General features: G+C 70.6%; 14 protein-coding genes and 1 pseudogene. 10 read left to right on the forward strand and 5 right to left on the reverse strand.

Translation table 11 applies throughout. The features are described 5' to 3' along the window. Positions 1 to 1,050 (reverse strand): NB-ARC domain-containing protein (locus ABT367_RS36405; RefSeq protein ID WP_352257574.1); only part of this gene is annotated, 1,050 nt, incomplete at its 3' end. Between the two features lie 75 nt (positions 1,051 to 1,125). Then, the gene (locus ABT367_RS36410) at positions 1,126 to 1,773 is read right to left on the reverse strand and encodes an AfsR/SARP family transcriptional regulator (RefSeq protein WP_352257576.1); all 648 of its coding nucleotides are present in this window, start codon (positions 1,771 to 1,773) and stop codon (positions 1,126 to 1,128) included. A gap of 169 nt (positions 1,774 to 1,942) precedes the next feature. Between ABT367_RS36410 and ABT367_RS36415 the strand changes: the two genes are divergently transcribed. Further along, positions 1,943 to 2,485, forward strand: a complete 543-nt coding sequence (locus tag ABT367_RS36415; RefSeq protein ID WP_352257578.1) for a hypothetical protein — start codon at positions 1,943 to 1,945, stop codon at positions 2,483 to 2,485. Here ABT367_RS36415 and ABT367_RS36420 read toward each other — a convergent pair. The 3 genes from ABT367_RS36420 to ABT367_RS36430 all read right to left on the reverse strand — a co-directional run bounded on the left by ABT367_RS36420 (position 2,475) and on the right by ABT367_RS36430 (position 5,384). Further along, positions 2,475 to 3,425 (reverse strand): endonuclease/exonuclease/phosphatase family protein, encoded by a 951-nt coding sequence (locus tag ABT367_RS36420; RefSeq protein WP_352257591.1) that lies wholly within the window; start codon positions 3,423 to 3,425, stop codon positions 2,475 to 2,477. The two genes, ABT367_RS36415 and ABT367_RS36420, sit on opposite strands and share 11 nt — an antisense overlap. 191 nt (positions 3,426 to 3,616) lie before the next feature. Then, positions 3,617 to 4,711 carry a sensor histidine kinase gene (locus ABT367_RS36425; RefSeq protein WP_352257579.1) on the reverse strand — a complete coding sequence of 365 codons (1,095 nt, stop codon included), beginning with the start codon at positions 4,709 to 4,711 and terminating at the stop codon, positions 3,617 to 3,619. Then, the gene (locus ABT367_RS36430) at positions 4,704 to 5,384 is read right to left on the reverse strand and encodes a response regulator transcription factor (RefSeq protein WP_352257581.1); all 681 of its coding nucleotides are present in this window, start codon (positions 5,382 to 5,384) and stop codon (positions 4,704 to 4,706) included. Before ABT367_RS36430 ends, ABT367_RS36425 begins: the two co-directional genes overlap by 8 nt. 86 nt (positions 5,385 to 5,470) lie before the next feature. On the opposite strand from ABT367_RS36430, the gene ABT367_RS36435 reads away from it, so the two are divergent. The 9 genes and pseudogenes from ABT367_RS36435 to ABT367_RS36475 all read left to right on the forward strand — a co-directional run. After that, entirely contained in the window at positions 5,471 to 6,202 is a 732-nt protein-coding gene (locus tag ABT367_RS36435; RefSeq protein WP_352257583.1) for a M15 family metallopeptidase, read from the forward strand. Positions 6,203 to 6,425: 223 nt separating this feature from the next. Then, positions 6,426 to 7,430, forward strand: a complete 1,005-nt coding sequence (locus tag ABT367_RS36440) for an ABC transporter substrate-binding protein (protein WP_352257585.1) — start codon at positions 6,426 to 6,428, stop codon at positions 7,428 to 7,430. Between the two features lie 103 nt (positions 7,431 to 7,533). Then, a complete protein-coding gene (locus ABT367_RS36445) occupies positions 7,534 to 9,072 on the forward strand; it encodes a sugar ABC transporter ATP-binding protein (protein WP_352257587.1) in 1,539 nt (512 codons plus the stop codon). Further along, positions 9,069 to 10,175 carry an ABC transporter permease gene (locus ABT367_RS36450; RefSeq protein WP_352257588.1) on the forward strand — a complete coding sequence of 369 codons (1,107 nt, stop codon included), beginning with the start codon at positions 9,069 to 9,071 and terminating at the stop codon, positions 10,173 to 10,175. Before ABT367_RS36445 ends, ABT367_RS36450 begins: the two co-directional genes overlap by 4 nt. Beyond that, positions 10,172 to 11,197, forward strand: coding sequence for a galactofuranose ABC transporter, permease protein YjfF (yjfF, locus tag ABT367_RS36455; protein ID WP_352257590.1), 1,026 nt, complete (start codon positions 10,172 to 10,174; stop codon positions 11,195 to 11,197). Before ABT367_RS36450 ends, yjfF begins: the two co-directional genes overlap by 4 nt. Before the next feature lie 144 nt (positions 11,198 to 11,341). Continuing rightward, positions 11,342 to 11,749 carry a YciI family protein gene (locus ABT367_RS36460; protein ID WP_165335238.1) on the forward strand — a complete coding sequence of 136 codons (408 nt, stop codon included), beginning with the start codon at positions 11,342 to 11,344 and terminating at the stop codon, positions 11,747 to 11,749. Positions 11,750 to 11,757: 8 nt separating this feature from the next. Beyond that, on the forward strand, positions 11,758 to 12,894 hold the full coding sequence (locus ABT367_RS36465) for an RNA polymerase sigma factor (protein ID WP_352257593.1): 1,137 nt from the start codon (positions 11,758 to 11,760) through the stop codon (positions 12,892 to 12,894). A 328-nt stretch (positions 12,895 to 13,222) separates the two neighbouring features. After that, entirely contained in the window at positions 13,223 to 14,488 is a 1,266-nt protein-coding gene (locus tag ABT367_RS36470; RefSeq protein WP_352257594.1) for a peptide MFS transporter, read from the forward strand. An 85-nt stretch (positions 14,489 to 14,573) separates the two neighbouring features. Then, a pseudogene (locus tag ABT367_RS36475) lies at positions 14,574 to 15,168 on the forward strand (FUSC family protein); the annotation flags it as partial.

Below are 15,168 nucleotides of genomic sequence, written 5' to 3' on the forward strand. Positions count from 1 at the left end.
CACCCCGGCGGCCTCGTCCGGCGCCGTCCGGGCGACGCGGCGCGCATGCACCCGTACGAGATCGTGCAACCGGTAGCGGCCGGGGCGCGGCTGCTGCACCAGGCTCGCGTCGACCAGGCTCTCCAGGAGGTCCTCGCTGTCGTACGGGGGCGAGCCGAGCATCACCGCGGCCGTGCGCACATCGAACTCCACGGTCGGAGCGAGCCCCAACGCCCGGAACCCGCGCTGCTGTTCCGCCCCGAGCTGGTCGTACGAGAGCCGGAACGCCGCCTCCACGCTGCGGTCCCCGACGCTCAGCTCCCCGAGCAGCCGCTCGTCCCCGGCCATCCGCCCGACCAGGTACTCCACACTCCACGCGGTGCGGTTCTGCAGCCGCGAACCGGCGATCCGCAGCGCGAGCGGCAGCCCGTCGCAGAGCCGGGCGAGCTGCTCGGCCGCCGCGGACTCCTCGGCGGCCCGCTCCTCGCCGATGAGATGCGTGAGCAGCGAGACGGCCTGCGCACGGTCGAGGGGCTCCAGTTCGAGCCGCCGCTCGGCGTCGAGCTCCGGGAGGCGGCGGCGCCCGGCCACCAGGACCCGGCTGCCGGCGCCGGCCGGGAGCAGGGGCCGCACCTGTTCGGCGTCGAGCGCGTCATCGAGGACGAGGAGCAGCCGCAGCGCACTCGTCGCGGCCCGCCAGGCCGCGGTCAACTCCTCCAGATCGCTGGGTAGTTCACCCTTCGCGGCGCCGAGCGATCTGAGCAGCCGCTGCAGCGCCTGCTCGGGGGTCTGGCGCCGCTGGGTGCTGTGTCCGCGCAGATCCACGAACAGACAGCCGTCGGGGTAGCGGCCGCTCAGCTCCCGTGCGGCGCGCACGACCAGGGCGCTCTTGCCGACACCCGCGGGACCGTGGACGGTCGTCACGGAGACGGCGCCGGGGGCGGACAGGGCGGTGAGCGCGGCGAGTTCACGGTCGCGGCCGATGAGGTGGCCGCCGTCGCCGGGGAGGGTGTTGACGGGGGGAGCCTTGACGGGGGCGGGCGTCTCGCGCGGCGCCCTTTGCCGCAGCACAGCCTCATGGGCCCGCCGCAGCTCCGTGCCGGGATCGACGCCGAGCTCGTCCCGCAGCCGTCCGCGTATCTCCTCCTACGCGTGCAGCGCCTCGGCCCGCCGGCCGGTACCGTGCAGCGCGCGGACGCGCAGCGCGGTGATCTGTTCGTCGCAGGGGTCGGCAGCGAGCCCGGTGAGCTGATCGAGCACCTCGGCGAACTGCCCTGTCCCCAGGAGGCATTCGAGCCGCTGCACGCGTATCGCCCGGATCCTCAGCCGCAGCCGGGTGCGCTCGGCCTCGGCGAGCGGACCCGGAAGGCCGGCGAGCGGATCGCCGTGGACGAGGGCCAGCGCGCGGTCGAGCTGGGCGAGGGCATCGGCAGGGTTCGCGGCGTTACGGGCTTCGCGGGCGTGAAGCTCCAACGCGTCGCTGTCCAGGATCAGTTGCCGCTCCGCAAGCCGGTAGCCGCCCGCCTCGCCCCGTATGACCGACTCCTCGGGCCGGGTCCCGGGCGGATCGAGCCGCTTGCGCAGCCCGTACACATAACTGGGCATCACTTTCACGCCGGTCGGTGGCGGCCGCTCGCCCCACACGCCGTCGAGGAGCTGCTCACGACTGACGACCCGGCCCGCCCGCAGCGCGAGCGCCACGAAGACGGCCTGCTGCCGCGCGGGCCCGAGACTCACGGGCGTGGCGTCGCGAACGGCCCGCACGGGTCCGAGCACCGCGAGACGCAGACCCACGTGCCACCCCCGTCCCGCCGCGCGTCATGCGAACCGCAACTGGCGAGCCGCATCATCGGAATTTCATCGGCATTGCAACGCCTTCCGCGACGCTTTGCAAGCGCGGCGGCCGCACCGGGGGAAACGGCCGCCGCGCCCCCCGCCTCATCTAGCGGAAGGCCGAAGTCAGTTGACGCTCACCGACGGCACCTCTTTGACGGACCTCCTGTCCGAACGCGGCCTCTTCCTCACCCAGGACGAAGGCGACGCGACCGGCGCCGTCTACGTCTGCGTACGGGACGGACTGCCGGGCGGCTACCCGATCGGCTACGCCCTGCCGTCCCGTACGGGCACGTGGTTCGCGTACGCGCGCTCGCGCCCCGGCCGCATCTTCGCGTGCGACCAGGTGGACGCGGGACTGTGGAGCCTGGAGTCGGCCCTGCGCGCGGTGCTCTCCCACGCCCGCTACGGCGACGTCCTGTACGCCCTGGAACAGGCCGTGGGCACGGACGCCACGTACGTGGTGAAGGTGCCGCGCTCCTGGACCGCCCGCCTGACGGACCTGCCCGGCATCACGGCCACCGGCCGCACCCTCCGCCTCACGTCCCCGGCCCTCGCCCTCCTGCGCGGACAGCCCGAACGGGACGGCTGCTACGCGGACTTGACGGGCCGGCTGTGGCTGGACGGGGAGGCGTACGAGCTGCGGCGGGAGGGGCGAGGCCTCACCAGCTGATCCAGGCCCCCACCGGCAGGTGGTCGCTGCCCGTCTCCGGCAGCACCCAGGAGCTCTTCGCCTGCACACCCTGGAGCAGGATCTGGTCGATCCGCGCCATCGGGAACGAGGCCGGCCAGCTGAGGCCGAGGCCGTCGCCCGCCTCGGTCTGGGCCGAGGTGAGCCGGGAGGTGAGGCCGGCGAGGGCGCGGTCGTCCGTGGTGCCGTTCATGTCGCCGAGCACCACGACCCGTTCGCTCTTCTCGGCCGCGACGGCCTCGGCGAGCTTGGCCGCGCCGGCGTCGCGCGAGTCGGTCCAGAATCCGCCCCGGGGCATCACACGGACCGAGCCCAGGTGCGCCACGTAGACCGCGAGGGGCCCCTTCTCGGTGGCCACCGTGGTGCGCAGCGCGCGGGGCGGTTCGACCGGGGCGTCCCCGCGCCGCTCCCTCTCCCGCCCCAGCGGCCCGACATTGTCCCGCAGGACGTCGACCGGCTCGGTGTCCGACAGCGGCAGCTTGCTCCACAGGCCGACCGTGCCCTGCACGGTGTGGTGCGGGTACGCCCGCGCCAGCTCCTTCTCGTACGTGGCCCTGGCCTGGTCGGACAGCTCTTCGAGGGCCAGCAAGTCGGCTCCGGATTGCGCCAGTTGACGTGCGGTGCCGACCGGGTTGGTGTTCTCGGCGGCGACGTTGTGGCTGACCACCATGAGGTCGCCGCCCGCCTGGGGCTTGTCCATGAGCAGCCCGCCGAAGAGGCTCACCCACACCACCGCCGGCAGCAGCAGCGCGACCAGCGCCGAGGCGGAGCGGCGCCACAGCGCGGCGGCGAGCAGCACCGGCACGAAGACGCCGAACCACGGCAGGAAGGTCTCGACGAGACTGCCGAGGCCCGCCCGGTCCGTGATCCACGAGTGCAGCATCAGGAGCAGACCGAGCAGCAGCGCACAGACCGCGAGCACGAGGCCGCGCCGCCACGGCCCCGACCGGCCGGCCGCCGTGTCCGGGGCCGTCTCGCCGTTCGCCGTGTCCGGGGCCGCCTCGGCACGCTCGTCGTCTGCCGCGACGGTCTGCCCCCGCGTATCCACGGCGTCCTTGATCACGTCACTCACTGGTTGCTTCACTCATTGGTCGTTTCCTGAACTGCTCGGCACTACTTGCCGGGCTGCGGAGGTGTGGCGGGCAGCTGTACGCGGATGTGGAGGCCGCCTTCGGGGCGCGGGGTGAGGGTGAGGGTGCCGTCGTGGACCTGGACGATCCGCTCCACGATGGCGAGTCCGAGGCCGACTCCGGCATGGTCGCCGTGCACGCGTTCGGTGCCCCGCTGGAACGGCTCGGTGAGCGTCGCGACCAGCTCGGGCGAGAGCCGCTCGCCGGTGTTCTCGACGGTGAGCACCGCGATGCCGGGACGTGCGGTGGTCGTGATCCACACGGCGCCGCCCTTGGGCAGGTTGTGGGTGATCGCGTTGTGCACGAGGTTGACCACCAACTGCCCCAGGAGCGCCGGTGATCCGGTCGTGGGGGTGATGTCGCCGCTGGTCTCCAGGGCCACGCCCCGCTTCTCCGCGAGGGGGAGGAGGGTCTCGGACGCCTCCTCGGCCGTCAGGGACAGGTCGACGTACTCCGGCGTGAAGTTCCGCTGCTCGGCGCGGCTCATCAGGAGCAGTGCCTCGGCGAGATCGATCGCCCGGGTGTTGACGGTGCTGAGCCGGTCGATCAGCTCACCGATGTCGCGGGTCGGGTCGGCGCGGGCCACGTCGAGCAGCGACTTCGAGATCGCCAGCGGCGTGCGCAGCTCGTGCGAGGCGTTGGCCGCGAACCTCCGCTGTTCGGCGACGTGTGCTTCGAGCCGGGCGAGCATCGCGTCGAAGGCGTCGGCGAGTTCGCGGAACTCGTCGGTGCGGCCCGGCATCCGGATCCGGTGGGACAGCGAACCGTGCGTGGCCATCCGGGCGGCATCGGTGATGCGGGTCAGCGGAGCGAGCATCCGGCCGGCCAGGATCCATCCCCCCAGGAGCCCGAACACCAGCAGGAACACCATGACCGCAGCCGCCAGCGGGGCGAACCCGCGCACAAAGGCGACGCCCGGGCCCTGTTGCCACCTCCCCGATTCGTTGGTCACCAGCCACCGCTGTTCCAGGAGGAACCATCCGATGGCGGCGAGCAGCAAGGCGCCGGCGACCATGAGGAATCCGGCGTAGCTGAGCGTGAGCTTGAGCCGGACGCTCCACCCGGGCTGCCTAACCACGCTCCCCTCCCGAGGCTGTGTCGATCCGGTAGCCGACACCCGGCACCGTGGCGATGACCCACGGTTCGCCGAGCCGCTTGCGCAGGGCCGAGACCGTGATGCGTACGGCATTGGTGAACGGGTCCGCGTTCTCGTCCCACGCTCGCTCCAGGAGCTCCTCGGCGCTGACGACCCCGCCCTCGGCGGCCACGAGGACCTCGAGCACCGCGAACTGCTTCCGGGTCAGCGCGACATAGTTCCCGTCGCGGTAGACCTCGCGGCGGAACGGATCGAGCCGAAGCCCCGCGATTTCCCGTACGGGCGGCCGGTTGTGCGCCCGACGGCGGTCGAGCGCGCGCAGTCTGAGCACGAGTTCCTGCAGCTCGAACGGCTTCGTGAGGTAGTCGTCGACGCCGAGCCCGAACCCGCTGGCCTTGTCGTCGAGCCGGTCGGCGGCGGTGAGCATGAGGATCGGCATCCCGGTGCCGGAGGCGACGATGCTCTTGGCGACCTCGTCACCGCTGGGACCGGGGATGTCACGGTCGAGTACGGCGATGTCGTACGTGTTGATGCTCAGCAGCTCGAGCGCGGTGTCACCGTCCCCCGCGATGTCCGCCGCGATCGCTTCCAGACGCAAACCATCGCGAATGGCCTCCGCCATGTAGGGCTCGTCCTCGACGATCAGCACTCGCATGCTCCGAGGCTACGAGTCGGGACATATCGTCGGCATATCGAAAACCGCATACGGGACGGCAACACCCGATTCTTTTGACTGCGGGCATGAACCACAGCGACATAGGCAAGCCCGCCCACGCAGCAGCCCGCCGTACCCGGCGCCCGGCCCACCTCGCCGCGGCAGCGGTGGCGGTCGCAGGTGCGACGCTGATCGGCGTCGCCGGCTGCCAGTCGTCGCCGGCCTCCTCGTCGTTCTCCTCCGTATCGCCGTCCCCGAGCGCCTCACCCGCCACTGCGGAACCGGCCACCGCGGAACCGGCCACCGCCGAACCGTCCTCCCCGGCCGCACCGCCCGGCGGAGCCCGCCAGGACAAGCGCAACGACCACCGCGCGCTGGGCGAGGCGGACGGCCGGGTCCCGGACGGCACGACCGTCTTCGACGACCACATTCCGGCCGTGGCGAATCTCGAGCCCGGGCTTTTGAAGGCACTGCGCCGGGCGGCGACGGACGCGGGGATCACGCTGTCCGTCAACAGCGGCTGGCGTTCCGCCGACTACCAGGAGGACCTGCTCCGCAAGGCGGTCGCGCAGTACGGCTCCGAGGAGGAAGCGGCCCGCTGGGTGGCCACCGCGCAGACCTCCCCGCATGTGTCGGGAGAGGCGGTCGACCTCGGGCCGAACGCCGCCCAGGCGTGGCTGTCGCGCCATGGCGCCGCGTACGGGTTGTGCCAGATCTACCGCAACGAACCCTGGCACTACGAGCTGCGTCCCGAAGCCGTCCGGGCGGGCTGCCCGGCGATGTACGCCGACCCGACCGAGGACCCGCGGATGAAGTGACTCCGCTTCTGCGCGTTACGTAAACGTGATGTCCGGCTTCGTGCGCGACCTCTTGACCGGAGGGAGCGGTGGGCGCTCACTATGACCTCCATCGCTGACACACCCCCTCGCTTCTGAGCCTTACCTCTGCGCACCCCCGCTTGTTCGAGATTTCGAACAACGTCTGATCCTCGGAACAGCACTGCACGTCCCCGGAACAGCACCGCTACGAAGGAGATCCAGCATGCTCACCAGGCGAAACTTCCTCACCGCGGCGGTAGGTGCGGCGGCCGCGGCCGGGCTCGCGGCCTGCGCCAAGGAGGACGGCAAGTCGTCGGACTCCGCGGGCGGCGGCAGCAGGACACTCACCCTCGGCTTCTCCCAGGTCGGCTCCGAGAGCGGCTGGCGGACCGCCAACAGCGAGTCGGTCAAGTCCGCGGCGAAGGAGGCGGGTTACACCCTGAAGTTCTCCGACGCCCAGCAGAAGCAGGAGAACCAGATCTCCGCGATCCGCAACTACATCGCGCAGAAGGTCGATGTGATCGCCTTCTCGCCGGTGGTCGTCACGGGCTGGGACGCGGTGCTCAAGGAGGCCAAGGCGGCGAAGATCCCGGTCGTCCTCACCGACCGCTCCGTGGAGACCTCGGACGAGTCCCTGTACGTGACCCTGGTGGGCTCGGACTTCACGGACGAGGGCCGGCGCGCGGCCAAGATCCTGGAGAAGGTCCTGGACAAGGCCGGCCACAAGGGCCCTGTGAAGATCGCCCAGTTGGAGGGCACCACCGGTGCCGCGCCCGCGATCGAGCGCGCCAAGGGCTTCAAGGAGGTCATGGACGCGGACCACGCCGACGACTGGAAGATCGTCGTCAGCCAGACCGGTGAGTTCACGCGCGCCGGCGGCAAGCAGGTCATGGCCGCGTTCCTGCAGTCCAACCCGGACATCAACGTGCTCTACGCGCACAACGACGACATGGGCCTCGGCGCCATCCAGGCCATCGAGGCGGCCGGCAAGAAGCCCGGCAAGGACATCCTCATCGTCACGGTCGACGGCGTGAAGGACGGCTTCATCGCGATGTCCGAAGGAAAGATCAACGCCATCGTCGAGTGCAACCCGCTGCTCGGCCCCCAGCTGATGGACGTCGTGCAGAAGGTCAAGGACGGCGAGAAGCTCGAGCGCTGGATCAAGACGGAGGAGAGCGACTTCCTGCAGGACCAGGCCAAGGACGCGCTGCCCGGCCGCAAGTACTGACCGCCCGTTCCCACCTGCAGGGAGCCTCTTCGCCGACCGGGACCGACCGGCCCTCGGCGAGGAGGCTCCCCTCGGTCCGAGAAGACGCATGAGGAGCGCTGCCATGGCAGAGCCGCGGCCCGTCCTGGAGATGACGGGCGTAGTGAAGGAATTTCCGGGGGTGCGGGCTCTGTCCGGCGTCGACTTCCGGCTGTTCCCGGGCGAGATACACGCCCTGATAGGCGAGAACGGCGCCGGAAAGTCCACGCTGATCAAGGTGTTGACGGGCGTGTACCCGCTCGACGGCGGCACCGTCACCCTCGACGGGGAGCCCGTGCGGTTCACCAGCCCGCTGCAGGCGCAGCAGGCGGGCATCAGCACGGTCTACCAGGAGGTCAACCTCTGCCCCAACCTGTCGGTGGCGGAGAACATCTTCATCGGCCGCGAACCCACCCGCGCCGGACGCATCCAGTGGAAGCGGATGCGCAAGGAGGCGGCGGAGCTGGTCGACCGGCTCGGCCTCGACATCGACGTGGCGGCCCCGCTGTCCTCGTATCCGCTGGCCGTGCAGCAACTGGTCGCGATCGTACGGTCGGTGGGCACCGGCGACCGTGACGCGCCCGGCTCCGGCACCAAGGTGCTCGTGCTCGACGAGCCGACCTCCAGCCTCGACCGCGACGAGGTCCTCGAACTCTTCCGTCTGATGCGGCAGTTGAGCCGCGACGGCGTGGCGATCCTGTTCGTGTCGCACTTCCTCGACCAGATCTACGAGATCTGCGACCGCATGACCGTGCTGCGCAACGGCGCCCTCGTCGGCGAGCACCTGGTCCGCGACCTCGACCAGGTCGGCCTGATCGAGCTGATGATCGGCAAGGCGCTCGACCAGCTGGAGGAGCTGCACGAGCACCAACTGCACTCGGGTGTGGGCGAGTTGCTGGTCAGGGCCGAGGGGCTCGGCCGTACCGGGAAGATCGCCCCCTTCGACCTGGACATCAACAAGGGCGAGGTGCTCGGGCTCGCGGGGCTGCTCGGATCCGGCCGCACCGAGCTCGCCCGGCTCCTGTTCGGCGCCGACCAGCCCGACAGCGGCACGGTGACCATCGGCGGCAGACAGGTCTCGATGAGCGCGCCCAACGACGCCATCGGCGCGGGCGTCGCGTTCTGTTCGGAGAACCGCAAGACCGAGGGCCTCGTCCCCGATCTGACGGTGCGCGAGAACATCATCCTCGCGCTCCAGGCCGCCCGCGGCTGGACCCGTCCCCTCCCCGTCCCGCAGCGCGACGAACTCGTCGCGAAGTACATCAAGGCCCTGGACATCCGCCCCGCCAACCCCGAGGCCCGCGTCGGACAGCTCAGCGGCGGCAACCAGCAGAAGGTGCTGCTCGCCCGCTGGCTGATCACTCAGCCGCAGCTGCTGATCCTGGACGAACCCACGCGCGGCATCGACATCGGCGCCAAGACGGAGATCCAGAAACTGGTGGTCTCCCTCTCCGAGGACGGCATGTCCGTCCTGTACATCGCGGCCGAGCTGGAAGAGGTCCTGCGGCTCAGCCACACCATCGGGGTGCTGCGCGACCGCAAGCTGGTGGCGCGCCTGGCCAACGGCCCCGAGATCACCGCCGGCACGATCCTCGAGACCATCGCGAGCGGAGCACACCAGTGACCACCACCCCCCGTTGGCGAGCGCTGACGCGTCACCATCTGTTCTGGCCGGTCGCCGTCCTGATCGCCCTGCTCATCGTCAACGTCCCGTTCACTCCCGACTTCTTCTCGGTCAAGATGACGGACGGCCACCTCTACGGCAGCCTCGTCTCGATCGTCCTGTTCGGCTCGCCGCTCATCCTGGTGGCGGTCGGCATGACCCTGGTCATCGCCACCGGCGGCATCGACCTCTCGGTGGGCGCCGTGGTCGCCATCACCGGCGCCCTGACCTGTTCGTACATCAGCGACCGCACCGATCAGAACGCGCTGTCCGGGGTGTTCCTCGCGATCGGCATCGGGCTCGTGGCCGCGGTCGTCTGCGGTCTGTGGAACGGATTCCTGGTGGCCAGGATGGGCATCCAGCCCATCATCGCGACCCTGATCATCATGGTCGCGGGCCGCGGTGTCGCCCAGCTGATCACCGACGGCCAGATCATCACCATCCACAGCGAGCCGTACAAACTCATCGGCGGCGGCTACTGGCTGACGCTGCCCTTCTCCATCTTCGTGGTGGCCGCCGTCGTCGCCGCCACGGTCCTCCTCACCCGCCGCACGGCGCTCGGACTGCTCGTCGAGTCCGTCGGCGGCAACGCCGAGGCCAGCCGTCTTGTCGGCATCAGGTCCACCCGTATCAAGATCATGGTGTACGTGTTCTGCGCGCTGTGCGCCGGTATCGCGGGGCTCATGATCAGCTCCAACACCTCGGCCGCGGACGGCAACAACGCCGGTCTGTGGATCGAGCTCGACGCGATCCTCGCCGTGGTCATCGGCGGCACCGCGCTGACCGGCGGCCGGTTCTCCGTCGGCGGCACGGTGATCGGCGCTCTCGTCATCCAGACCCTGACCACCACGATCTACACGATCGGCGTGCCGACCCAGACCAACCTGGTCTTCAAGGCCGCGGTCGTCATCGTCGTCTGCCTGCTGCAGTCCCCGAAGTTCCGGGAGAAGGTCTTCGGCGCGAGGCGCGCCAGGAACCTGACGGACCCCGCCCCGGCGGAGCCCGTGCTGCCGACCGCCGCCGCCCCGAAGCCACCGAAGACCTCGACGGAGGTGTCGCGATGACCGCGACCGACCGCAAGCCCGAGGTGGTCGAGAGCAACGCCGCCGCCACCCGCGCCACCCGCCTGCTCGGCGACCGGCGGCTGCCCGTCCTGGTCACGGCCGCCCTGTTCCTGGCCATGTACGGCGGCGGCCTCAGCCGGTACGCGAACTACGGGTTCGGCGAACCCCAGGTGTTCCTCAACCTGTTCATCGACAACGGCTATCTGCTTGTCGCGGCCATCGGCGCCACCTTCGTCATCATGTCCGGCGGCATCGACCTGTCCGTGGGCTCGATGATCGGCTTCACCACCATGTTCACGGCCTGGCTGGTGGAACGGCAGGGTCTTCCGCTGGTCCTGGTGGTGCCGCTCGCCCTCGGCGTGGGCGCGTTCGGCGGGTTCCTCATGGGTTACGTGATCCACAACTTCGAGATCCAGCCGTTCATCGTCACCCTCGCCGGGCTCTTCCTCTTCCGCGGTCTGTGCCTGGTCATCAGCAAGGAGTCGATCTCCATCGGCGACGCCTCGGTGGGCACCCTGGCGCAGACCCGAGTCCCGCTGGGCGTGGGGGAGTTGTCCATCGGCGCCCTTGTGGCGCTCGCCGTCCTCGCCGTCGCGTACTACGTGCTGCACCACACCCGCTTCGGCCGCCGGGTGTACGCCGTCGGCGGCAACGAACAGTCGGCCCTGCTGATGGGCCTCCCGATGGGCGGCACCAAGATCGCCGTCTATACGGTGAGCGGCTTCTGCTCGGCCCTGGCCGGTCTCCTCTTCATGCTCTACATCCAGTCCGGTGACCCGCTGCACGCCATCGGCATGGAACTCGACGCCATCGCCGCGGTGGTCATCGGCGGCACCCTGCTCACCGGCGGCTCCGGCTACGTACTCGGCACGCTCTTCGGGGTGCTCGTCCTAGGCCTGATCAAGAGCCTCATCACCTTCGAAGGGACGCTCAGCTCCTGGTGGACGAAGATCGCGACGGGGGTGCTGCTCTGCGCGTTCATCCTGATCCAGCGGACGATGACGGCCCGCAGAAAGACCTGACGCGCAGGAGGGCGAGGCCCGTGGAAAACCTGAGCCCGTGGTCCCGCAGAAAAACGTGAGCCCGTGATGTCGAGAACCGGCGTACGGCTCCGTCCCCGCAGTGAACGCGACCACAATGGGTCGTACGCAGCGAGGAGAACCGTCATGGCCAAGTACCTGCTTCTCAAGCACTACCGCGGCGCCCCGGCCCCCGTGAACGACGTGCCGATGGACCAGTGGACGCCCGAGGAGATCTCGGCACACGTGCAGTACATGAACGACTTCGCGGCCCGGCTCGAGAAGACCGGTGAGTTCGTCGACGGGCAGGCGCTCTCTCCCGAGGGCACCTTCGTGCGGTACGACGGGGAGGGGCGCCCGCCGGTCACCGACGGCCCGTTCGCCGAGACCAAGGACCTGATCGCCGGCTGGATGGTGATCGACGTCGACACGTACGAACGCGCCGTGGAGCTGGCGGGAGAGCTGTCGGCCGCTCCCGGGGCGGGCGGGAAGCCCATCCACGAGTGGCTGGAACTGCGCCCGTTCTACGGCGTGCAGCCCACGATCACGGAGTGAGCTCGCCGATGGACGAGGCCCTGCTCAGGGGCCTCACGCCGAGCGTGCTCGCGATCCTCGTCCGCCGCGGAGCCGAGTTCGCGGCGGCCGAGGACGCCGTACAGGACGCGCTCGTCGAGGCGGTCCGCGTCTGGCCGGCCGACCCTCCGCGCGATGCGAAGGGCTGGCTGGTCACCGTGGCCTGGCGCAAGTTCCTCGACGCGACCCGGGCGGACACGGCCCGCCGCCGGCGCGAGGACCGGGTGGACGAGGAGCCGGCACCCGGACCGGCGCCCGCGCTCGACGACACGCTCCAGCTCTACTTCCTGTGTGCCCACCCGTCCCTGACCCCGTCGTCGGCCGTCGCGCTCACCCTGCGCGCCGTCGGCGGGCTCACCACGCGCCAGATCGCCGAGGCCTACCTCGTCCCCGAGGCGACCATGGCGCAGCGCATCAGCCGCGCCAAACGCACCGTCTCCGGCGTGCGCTTCGAGCAGCCCGGCGACGTCGCCACCGTGCTGCGCGTCCTCTACCTGGTCTTCAACGAGGGCTACTCCGGCGATGTGGACCTCGCCGCCGAGGCCATCCGCCTCACCCGGCAGCTCGCCACCGCGATCGACCATCCCGAGGTCGCGGGCCTGCTTGCCCTCATGCTGCTCCACCACGCCCGCCGCCCCGCCCGTACCGCTCCCGACGGCGGCCTCGTACCGCTCGCCGCACAGGACCGCGGCCGCTGGGACACCGGCCTCATCGCCGAAGGCGTCGTCATCCTCCAGAGGGCGCTCGCCCGCGACCGGCTCGGCGAGTTCCAGGCCCAGGCCGCCATCGCCGCCCTGCACGCCGACGCGCCCACCGCCGAGGAGACGGACTGGGTGCAGATCGTCGAGTGGTACGACGAGCTCGTACGCCTGACGGACAACCCCATCGTCCGCCTCAACCGGGCCGTCGCCCTCGGCGAGGCCGACGGCCCGCACGCGGGCCTGGCCGCGCTCGCCGACCTCGACGCCTCCCTGCCCCGCCACACCGCGGCGGCGGCCTACCTCCACGAACGCGCCGGCGACCCGGCCACGGCCGCCCGCCTCTACACGGAGGCCGCCACCAAGGCCCCCAACCTCGCCGAACGCACGCATCTGACGAGGCAGGCGGCGCGGCTCAACAGGCGCTGAGGGTTCGGTCAAATCAGGGCAAAACGCTACTGAAAACGGATTCCAATAAGGCATTGTTACGTGCAGGGGGCAACTACTCCGGGGTCACGGCAAGGGTGCGAGGCATGCAGGTTCGGTCGGGTTCTTTCCGTGACCACCCCCGGGGTCTGGCGACACTGGCTCTGACGGAGATGTGGGAGCGCTTCAGCCTCTACGGGATGATCGCGATCCTCGTGCACTTCTTCGTGGCCTCGAAGGGGGCCGGCGGCATGGGGCTCGGGACGACCGGTTCCGTGGCGATCGCGGGTGTGTACATGGCCGTGCTGGGTCTCCTCGCGCTGCCCGGCGGCTGGGTCGCCGACGCTTCCTCGGGGCCCGGCGCGCGGTGTTCCTTGGCGGCGTCGTCATCATGGCCGGCCACACCTGCCTGGCCGTGCCGGGCAATCACGGGGTCTGGCCCGGCCTGCTGCTCATCGCCGCCGGCACCGGACTGCTCAAGACCAACATCACCTCGATGGTCGGCTTCCTCTACGCCGAGGGCGACACCGACCGGCGCGCGGCCGGCTACTCGCTTTACTACATGGGCATCAGCGCCGGCGCCCTGGCCGCCCCGATGGTGGTGGGCTTCCTCGGCGAGGAGGTGGACTGGCATCTGGGCTTCGCCGCCGCCGCGCTGGGGATGGCCCTCGGTCTGACCCAACTCACCCTCGGTAAGCGGCGGTTGGCCGAGAGTTACCGGGAGCGACCGGTCGTCCCGCTCACCGCCCGCGAGCGCCGCAATGTGCTGCGCGCCGCCGGCGCCGTGGTCGCACTGCTCGTCCTGCTGGTGCCGCTCGCCACCGAGACCGGTCTGCTGGGCTTCGACAACCTCACGTACGCGCTGGCGGCCGTCGGACTGCTCGTGCCGGCCGGCTATCTCGCCCATATGTACCGCTGCCCCCACGTCGACACCGGGGAGCGGGTGCGCCTCAAGGCGTACGTCTGGTTCTTCGCGGCCGCCGCGCTCTTCTGGATGGTCTACGACCAGATGGCGATCACGCTCAACGTCTTCGCCGCGCAGAAGGTCGACCTGCAAGTGCTGGGTTGGCAGATGCCCGCGAGCTGGACCCTGTCCATCCCCTCCGTGTTCGGGATCGTGCTCGCCCCGATGGTCGGCATGTTCTGGCTGCGCAAGGGCCGGAACTTCTCCACCCCCGGCAAGTTCTCCATGGCGCTCGGACTGGCCGGCGGCTCGTTCCTCGTGATGGCCGTCGCCTCGGCGCCGGCCTCCGGGGGCGCGAAGGTCTCCCTGTGGTGGCTCATCGGCGTCTACTTCATCCAGGTCCTCGGTGAGCTGTGCCTGAGTCTGGTCGGCGTGGTGATCACGATGGCGCTCGCGCCGCGCGCCTTCACCAGCCAGATGATCGGCATCTGGTTCCTGGCCGCCGCGACCGGCGACAGCATCGGCGGCCAGGTGCCGCGCCTGGACCACGCGATCGGGCAGACCGGCACCTTCCTTTGGCAGGGGGCCCTGCTCGTCGTCGCGGGCCTGTTGATGCTCAAGGGTGCCGGACGGCTGCGTACGCAGATCGGTGAGTACGGGCCCGGCGAGGCGGGGGTGCGGGTCGCCGTTTGAAGCGGGGGCGATCCGCCCGACTGCCGTTGCTTCACTCGGGGAGTTTCCTGGAGAGATAGCCGTGTTGCGCACGTATTCTCACGAAATGGGCTGGACCAGCACGCTGAAGGACGCCGCCCGCTCCGGGCTGCGGGTGGAGCGGGGCAGGCTCGAACCGCTGGTCGCCCTGCGGGCGACGGCAGGTCTCGCGCTGTCGGGCGGCCTCGCGCTGTGGCTGTTCGGCGGGACCGCCGCGGCAGGTGCCGCGTACGGGGCGCTGCTCGGCGGGATCGCGGTGTTCCAGCGCAGCTGGCGGCCGGACCCGCTGCTCCCCGTCGTCTCCGCGCTCACCCTCGGCGTCACGACCTTCCTGAGCTACCTCACGGGCGGCTGTCTGCCGCTGTTCCTCGCCCTGCTCGCGCTGTGGGCCTTCCTCGGCGGCATGGCCTGGTCGCTGGGCGCCAACGCGGGCAGTCTCGGCACGACCAACGCCGCGGTGATGCTGGTGACCGTCGCCCTGCCGGTCGGCGTCACGCAGGCCTTGGGGCAGGCCGCCCTGATGGTCGGCGGCGGGCTGGTGCAGGCGGCCCTCGTGGTGCTCTTCCCGATCCGGCGCTGGGGCCGCCACCGCGACGCGCTCGCCGACGCCCTGGCCGCCGAGGCCGACTACGCGCGCCGGCTGCGGGACGATCCGGCCGCAC

The organism is Streptomyces mesophilus (genome assembly GCF_040300965.1).
Taxonomy (GTDB): Bacteria; Actinomycetota; Actinomycetes; order Streptomycetales; family Streptomycetaceae; genus Streptomyces; species Streptomyces mesophilus_A.

Coding starts and splice junctions, on each gene's coding strand:
- ABT367_RS36430 (WP_352257581.1), bottom strand. CDS start 5,384: ATGCGAGTGCTGATCGTCGAGGACGAGCCCTACATGGCGGAGGCCATT.
- ABT367_RS36435 (WP_352257583.1), top strand. CDS start 5,471: ATGAACCACAGCGACATAGGCAAGCCCGCCCACGCAGCAGCCCGCCGT.
- ABT367_RS36440 (WP_352257585.1), top strand. CDS start 6,426: ATGCTCACCAGGCGAAACTTCCTCACCGCGGCGGTAGGTGCGGCGGCC.
- ABT367_RS36445 (WP_352257587.1), top strand. CDS start 7,534: ATGGCAGAGCCGCGGCCCGTCCTGGAGATGACGGGCGTAGTGAAGGAA.
- yjfF (WP_352257590.1), top strand. CDS start 10,172: ATGACCGCGACCGACCGCAAGCCCGAGGTGGTCGAGAGCAACGCCGCC.
- ABT367_RS36460 (WP_165335238.1), top strand. CDS start 11,342: ATGGCCAAGTACCTGCTTCTCAAGCACTACCGCGGCGCCCCGGCCCCC.
- ABT367_RS36465 (WP_352257593.1), top strand. CDS start 11,758: ATGGACGAGGCCCTGCTCAGGGGCCTCACGCCGAGCGTGCTCGCGATC.